Annotated in this window: 7 protein-coding genes; 3 read left to right on the top strand and 4 right to left on the bottom strand. The window is 52.7% G+C overall.

The window, feature by feature from the left end:
- The 4 genes from METPAY_RS01745 to METPAY_RS01730 form a co-directional block, all read right to left on the bottom strand.
- Nucleotides 1-994 (bottom strand): tRNA(Ile2) 2-agmatinylcytidine synthetase (locus METPAY_RS01745; RefSeq protein ID WP_048148603.1); only part of this gene is annotated, 994 nt, incomplete at its 3' end.
- Nucleotides 995-1358: 364 nt separating this feature from the next.
- Nucleotides 1359-2024, bottom strand: a complete 666-nt coding sequence (locus tag METPAY_RS01740) for a dihydrofolate reductase family protein (RefSeq protein WP_048148601.1) — start codon at nt 2022-2024, stop codon at nt 1359-1361.
- A 112-nt stretch (nt 2025-2136) separates the two neighbouring features.
- Nucleotides 2137-3018 carry a formylmethanofuran--tetrahydromethanopterin N-formyltransferase gene (gene fhcD, locus METPAY_RS01735; protein WP_048148593.1) on the bottom strand — a complete coding sequence of 294 codons (882 nt, stop codon included), beginning with the start codon at nt 3016-3018 and terminating at the stop codon, nt 2137-2139.
- Nucleotides 3019-3117: 99 nt separating this feature from the next.
- Complete coding sequence (locus METPAY_RS01730) at nt 3118-3534, bottom strand: carboxymuconolactone decarboxylase family protein (RefSeq protein ID WP_048148591.1); 417 nt, start codon at nt 3532-3534, stop codon at nt 3118-3120.
- A gap of 310 nt (nt 3535-3844) precedes the next feature.
- On the opposite strand from METPAY_RS01730, the gene METPAY_RS01725 reads away from it, so the two are divergent.
- The 3 genes from METPAY_RS01725 to hdrB are packed head-to-tail and all read left to right on the top strand — an operon-like array spanning nt 3845 to nt 6514.
- Nucleotides 3845-5008 carry a 4Fe-4S binding protein gene (locus METPAY_RS01725; RefSeq protein ID WP_048148589.1) on the top strand — a complete coding sequence of 388 codons (1164 nt, stop codon included), beginning with the start codon at nt 3845-3847 and terminating at the stop codon, nt 5006-5008.
- Between the two features lie 13 nt (nt 5009-5021).
- On the top strand, nt 5022-5606 hold the full coding sequence (gene hdrC / locus METPAY_RS01720) for a CoB--CoM heterodisulfide reductase subunit C (RefSeq protein WP_048148587.1): 585 nt from the start codon (nt 5022-5024) through the stop codon (nt 5604-5606).
- Between the two features lie 2 nt (nt 5607-5608).
- On the top strand, nt 5609-6514 hold the full coding sequence (gene hdrB / locus METPAY_RS01715; protein WP_048148585.1) for a CoB--CoM heterodisulfide reductase subunit B: 906 nt from the start codon (nt 5609-5611) through the stop codon (nt 6512-6514).
- Nucleotides 6515-6533: the final 19 nt, after the last annotated feature.

Raw genomic sequence — 6533 nt, 5'->3', positions numbered from 1 at the left:
GATGTTCGCCATGGAGACCGGCCGCCTCTATTCCCCTGTTGGCCCAAAGAACCGCCCCCAGGGCACCTATGCGTCCCTTCGAGGCTGCGGTGTCTATATACCTGATCCCGAGCCGCTTCGCCTCGGCTTCGCATTCGTCGATAGTGAGAACTTCGGTTTTTATTTTCTCCAGGTACGGTGATTCGGGCTGTATCAGTCCGGTGTGAACGGCGATGCCGGTATCTTTGCTGACCGCTCCGCTCTCGATGAAGTTCCTGACGAATTCGAGGAGTTCTTCGATCTTTCCCGGCCTGACCGCGAAGTTCAGCGCCGAGCCGACACAGTTTGTAGTCTTGTTCGGGACCTTCGGGTTGAGCTGGATGAGACGCATGTTGAGGTATTCCACGCCTTCGATATCACATGCATCCGCACATTTGGACGCAAGAACCCACGTTGCGCCCGATTCCTTCGTGTCGGTGTCGTCGATCCCGATCGAGACCTTCTCGTACTTCGGGGTGTATATCGTCGTCCTGCTGATCTTCGCCCCGCCGGGTGTCATGTCCGCCTCGCTCGGGTATTCTGTCCTCAAAACTCCGGGCGCCTGCGGGAGGCATGCGGCAACTCCGACGCCTGCACCTGCGATCCCCGCCCAGTGCGTTGCTATCTCGTCTCCGTTGATCTCGACGCCCTCAAGAGCCTGTCCGCCGATCTCATCACCTGCCGCACCGAAATGAACCGGGTATCTCCCGAGCTTTGCGGATATCGTCATCGATGCACCGTCGACCGCGATCGATTCTACAGCTCCGCCCGCCCTGTTGCGGTTCATCACGTCCCACTCGATTGCTCCCCTGTGGCGGCATTCCTCGATGATCTCCGCTCTTCCTGAATCCTCGTCTGCCATTACAAGAAACTTTCTGCAGAAGAGAGGACCGAACCTCTCCCTTACTTCCTCCGGTTTTAATACTGACGTCACTGTGTTGTCACCGAAATATTCGTTAACAAAATAGTCGGTCACAAAATATTTAAGCGGTTCGATTATACAGTGGATGACAGCGGGAACCGGCGTGAAAAATTGGGATTTACATGTAAAACCAAATAAACAGCCCAGGGGACCCTTGCCGGTCCCTTGGGCGTGCCGTTGGAAGATTATCTTAGGGCAAGGCCCCTGGGCAGGGGCCGTCTGGCGGCCTTTGGCCGCCGGTGCCGGGGTCGCCTGAGAGATATGAGACTGCAAAGAGCCAAAAAGTTTGTTGGAATTTGGGTAGAGGATCTAAAGGGTCCAAACTCTGATTATTATTGCAATCATGTTGCGATTTACGTGAAACAGTACATGAAATCTTTGTTTCATGAACGTTTTTGTTAAAAAAGTGTGTTTATCATTATTTTATTATATCATACACCAGGTGCACGAGTCCGTCTTTCAACTCTTCCGTCTTCTTCAGTTTCAGGTCCGCCCTGCTGTCGATATCATCAAAATATCTCCTGTGATCCGGTCCTGCAATCACGGGTGCGATTATAATGCTCAGGGATGACGCGATCCTTTCGTCGATCAGGATGCAGTTCAGCCGTCCCCCGCTGTCTGAAACGATCCTCGAAAACCCGAAGGTGTCTCCCAGCAGTCCGACGGCCTCCTTCAGGTCGACGCGGTCGTAACCTGACATCAGGTACGGGTACTCCCTCTCTTCGAGATATTTCAGGTAATCCGCAGGCGTCGTTTCGGAAACGAGAATTATCACGTCACGGACATGTTCGAGATTGCGGTATATGTGAAGAAGTCCTTTCAGTTTTCCGTGGCTGTCGACGATGACGCTTACCGGTCTGGTGTCTCCGGCGACTTTCTCCGGTCTTTTCAGATCCGATTCGGTCTCCGCAGGTATCGGGTTATAGAACATCTCCACACCTGTCTTTGCAGTATCCGAGCCGACAAGGACGGCGTCGGGTGCAAGAGATGTGAGAATCGAGTAATGGGCTTCGAGATCTATATCGAACCCGTAAAATGCGTTGTCGAGGCTCAGGGTATTGTGGATGATTACTTCGGGATACATAGTCCGGATTTGATTTCATGCTATATAATCCCGGTCCGGGCGTCGTGAAATTGTAGCCGGAAGCATTGCTACAGGTGTGGGATCGATCCGAACTGAATATCAAAAAAAGTGTTTAAAGGATTTCGTACAGCTTGAACTGGAACGGGCCGAGGTTTCCGCCGAAGTTTCCTGCGGAGATCAGTTTGATTCCAGGAACCATTACTGCCGCCTCGATACCTGCCTTTGTTGCTGCTTTGATAGCTGTCTCGTCGACACCGTCGATAACGATCTCGTAGACAGCCTTTACGCCCTCGGGCACCTTCGTGTCCTCGACTTTCTCGCGGATTGTGGGGCAGTACTTCTCGTTCGTAGTTGCCGCCATGAACTTGTACTTGTTCGATCCGACCTTCGAGCCCGATGCTACAACCGGGAACGAGCACATGCATCCGGGGACATTCTTTATTGCGGCTACCGCGGCGTCTGCGGCCATGAGTGCGGCGGGGATGTTCTCTCCCATGATGAAGAAGTTACCTCCTGCAATTCCCTTAACGATACCGTAGTTCTCTTCGCCGATGTACTCGCCGTTCATGATGGGGATTGCCCAGCAGTTGCGTCCGCCGACTTCCTTCTGGTATTCGTATCCGTCGCCGAAGAAGTGGAGCTTTACGTCGATCCTCTCTTCTGCCTCGGGCATGCCGTCGAATACGGCTGTTGTCGGCTGTGTAAGGACACACTCTGCAAGGCGCTCGACTACCTGCTCCTTTAACTTCTTCTTTCCGCCTGCAAAGAACAGGACTGCTACTCCGGGCCTTCCGTCGGGTGTCTCGGATGCAGTGAGGATCTTCTCGATTCCTGCCTCACACGGGCAGCCGATTGCCGAGGTCGCGAAACCTGTCGCTTCTGTCGCCGCCTGGAGCGCCCATTTGTCGGTTATTGCTGTAATTATAACCCTGCATGCCCAGTTGGGGAATGCCTCTGCGAATTCGTCTTCGATTTGAACTCCGTTAAGTTCCATGTTGATATACCTCTTTTATGTAACAACTAAATTTCTTGATCTGTAAGGTAAAATAATATTTGATTTAGCCGGGGCCGGGGGAAACCCGGGTAATATCTCTCAGGGTTTTTGGTCTTCAGACTTTCCGGCGCTGCTTTCGAAGACTTTAAGCGATAACGCAAGGCTGCGTGTCCTGTTGATCATTGCGCCTATGAGTATGGTGTCGAGGATCTGGTCCCTCGTTACGCCCGCCCTGAGAGCCGATTTTATGTGGACGCCAAGGCATTTGTCCGCACCGCATGCCGCTGCCGCCGCGATCGTTGCGATCTCCGCCGTCTTCGGGTCGAGACTCTCGGGCCTGCTCGTGTAAAGATCGCCGAGGCCGTTGAATACGAACGGCTTCTGCCTTTCGCTGATTGCGGTGAAGATGAACGGCACGAGGCCGAATATTTCGTTGAGCTCTGCATAGAGGCTTTCGCCTATCTGATCCGAGTGGCTTAGAAAGTCCTGGATTACCTCTTCCGTATCGTTATCCATAACTATCAACAATCTTTTCGCCTGCTTTTTTCTTAAACGGTACTGTTCTGCATCTCTATGCAGTCACAGTCGGGGCATAATAGCAGATTAATTAAGTTAATTTAACTCAAACATTGATTTTCAATTTTTATGTTTAACTTTTTTCAGAATGTTTATCTATTTTCTATCCCCACCTTTTAGCAATCGATAACCAATCGAGATGAAGGTGTGTCGGAATATAGCAGCTGTTGAAGATGCTGTAATAAAGCGTTGTAGAGGTTGTTGCAATATTTGCCATCCGGTAAGCCTGATTTAGCGTGGAGTGTTAGTTATGAATACGCTTTTTCCAAAATATTCGCACAGGAAAGAGGGAAACCTCACAATAATGGAGCAGAGGCTCTTAAAACAGGTCAACCAACTGGTATTCGACCTGGACAACTGCACCGGCTGCGGAATCTGCGTTGATGCCTGCCCTGAAGAGGCTATTACTCTCGGTCCCGTCGGAGCGATCAGGAGGGGTGCGATCCAGTACGGAGAGGCCGTGACCGTCGACGAGACGAAGTGCTCATACTGCGGTGTATGTGTCGTAATGTGCCCGTTCAACGCGATGCTTCTCGGGATCGACGGAGAGGAGAAGCTCCCTATTATCGAGAGGGAGGGATTTCCTACATATGATCCTGTCAGGACGATCGACGACGAGAAATGCATACTCTGCACGACATGCAAGGATGTATGCCCGCGGACACCTGAAAAGGCAATACTTCGTGATGTCCCGGCATTCGAAGGAACGGATGCTGCCGGCCTGAAAAAAGCCGAGGCCATTCATGCAAATATAACCTTCGACTGCGATGAAGAGAAGTGTACGGTCTGCGGACTGTGCGGAGATGTATGTGCGGCACTGACTGTCAAGAAGAAGCCGTTCTCACCCGAGATAGGCAAGGTTCAGGGAGAGGTCAAGTGGACGCAGAAACTATGCGACGGCTGTGGAGTCTGTTCCGAGATCTGTCCTTCCGAAGCGATTACGGTTACACGCGAGGAAGCAGTGCAGGAGAAGAGAGGCAAGGTCAGCATCACCGAGGACTGTATCACGTGCCGCTGGTGCGCCGTAAACTGCCCGACCGAAGCGATTACAGTCGAGAAACTCTTCGAGGGAGATATCGAGTTCCACACCGAGAAGTGCCCCGGCGGATGTTCGACATGCGTCGAGATATGCCCGGCCAACGCGATCTACCTGCCAAGCCCGAAGAATCCTGCAGATATGCACGGAGAGGTCGAAGCAAAGATTGCAGTCAACAAGGACTTCTGTATTCTCTGCGGCGTATGTGTCAATGCCTGCCCCGGCGAGGACATCATCGTTCTCAAGCGTACGGGCATCCGTATGAAGGGCAAGGAGACTGACCTCTTTAATACAATCAAGGAGAAGCTGCTTCGGCCGAGAACCTCCAAGGTCAAGGAAGGCGACTTTGGTAAAGTTGAGCTGAAGACCGCAGAATGAGGTGAGAAATAAAATGGCAGTAGAGAAAAATTATGGAAACCCTGACCTCGAGAAGAGACTTGCGGACAGGAACTACTATACCTCCGATTCGCACAAGGACTTCAGCAAGCGTGTGGAGAAGATCAGCGGTACAATGTCGCACATGTGTTACCAGTGCGGAACATGTACCGGCTCGTGTCCTTCAGCGCCCAGGAGTTCTTACAGGATTCGCCTGTTCATGAGGAGAGCCGTCCTTGGTCTCGAGGACGAGGCATTGACCGATCCGGATCTCTGGCTCTGCACGACGTGCTACTCATGTTCGGACCGTTGTCCCCGCGACCTTTTCCCGACCGACGTCATCATGGCAATGAGGAACCTCGCGTTCGAGATCGACATCGTCCCGAGAAACTTCCTCCAGACCGTGAACCTGATCTACACATCCGGCCACGGTGTTCCTAACAACGACGTCAACCGTGCGGCCCGCGAGAAGCTCGGTCTTCCCCGCGACCCTCCGACCACGCATTCATATCCTGAATACATGGAAGGCATCCGGAAGATCATCGACCACTACAAACTCAAGGAGAACGCCGACCGTATCCTTTCCGAAGGAGGTAATTAAAGATGGCAAAAGAATTCGAATATTCCTACGCATTCTTCCTCGGCTGCGTCGCCCCGAACCGCTACCCCGGCTGCGAGGCATCCGCCATCAGGACAAGTGCAAAACTCGGGATAGAGCTCCTTCCTCTCAAGGGAGCCAGCTGCTGTCCTGCGCCCGGTGCCTTCGGTGCCATCAACCTCAATGTCTGGTATGCGATGGCCGCAAGGAACCTTTGCCTTGCCGAAGAGATGAAGAAAGACATCGCTCTTCTCTGCAACGGCTGTTACAAGTCCATCTGGGAAGTCAACCACAAACTCAAGCACAACGACGAGCTTCGCGACGGCGTCAACGAGGTCCTTGCCGAGATCGACATGCAGTATAAAGGTTCGATCGACGTCTGGCACCTTGCCGAACTTTACTACGACGAGAAGATCTGCGGTCTAAAGAAGGTCGCCGACAGCGTCACCCGTCCGCTTAGAGGCACCAAGATCGCAGTCCACTACGGCTGTCACTTAATGAAGCCGCAGAAGGACCGCCACTTTGGGGATACGGAAAATCCAATGTGGATCGATGAGCTCGTCGCAGCGCTCGGTGCCGAGCCCGTCCAGTACAGAAACAAGATGCAGTGCTGCGGAGCCGGCGGCGGTGTAAGAGGCTACGATATCCTGCACTCCCTCGACATCACCAACGAGAAGATGATCAATATTCGTGAAGCAGGCGCCGATGCACTTACCGAGGTCTGTCCTTTCTGCCAGCTTCAGTATGACCGCGGCCAGATCGAGATCAAGCAGAACTTCGGCCAGGAGTACAACATCCCCGTCCTTCACTACAACGAGCTTTTGGGACTTGCCCAGGGCATGACGCCCCAGGAGCTTGCACTTGATCTTCATGCAATCGACTGCACACCATTCCTGGAGAAGATACTGTAAGGAGGCTAAAGAAATGTCT

This window comes from Methanolacinia paynteri (genome assembly GCF_000784355.1).
GTDB lineage: Archaea > Halobacteriota > Methanomicrobia > Methanomicrobiales > Methanomicrobiaceae > Methanolacinia > Methanolacinia paynteri.
This window is presented reverse-complemented; position numbering and strand designations above follow the sequence as displayed.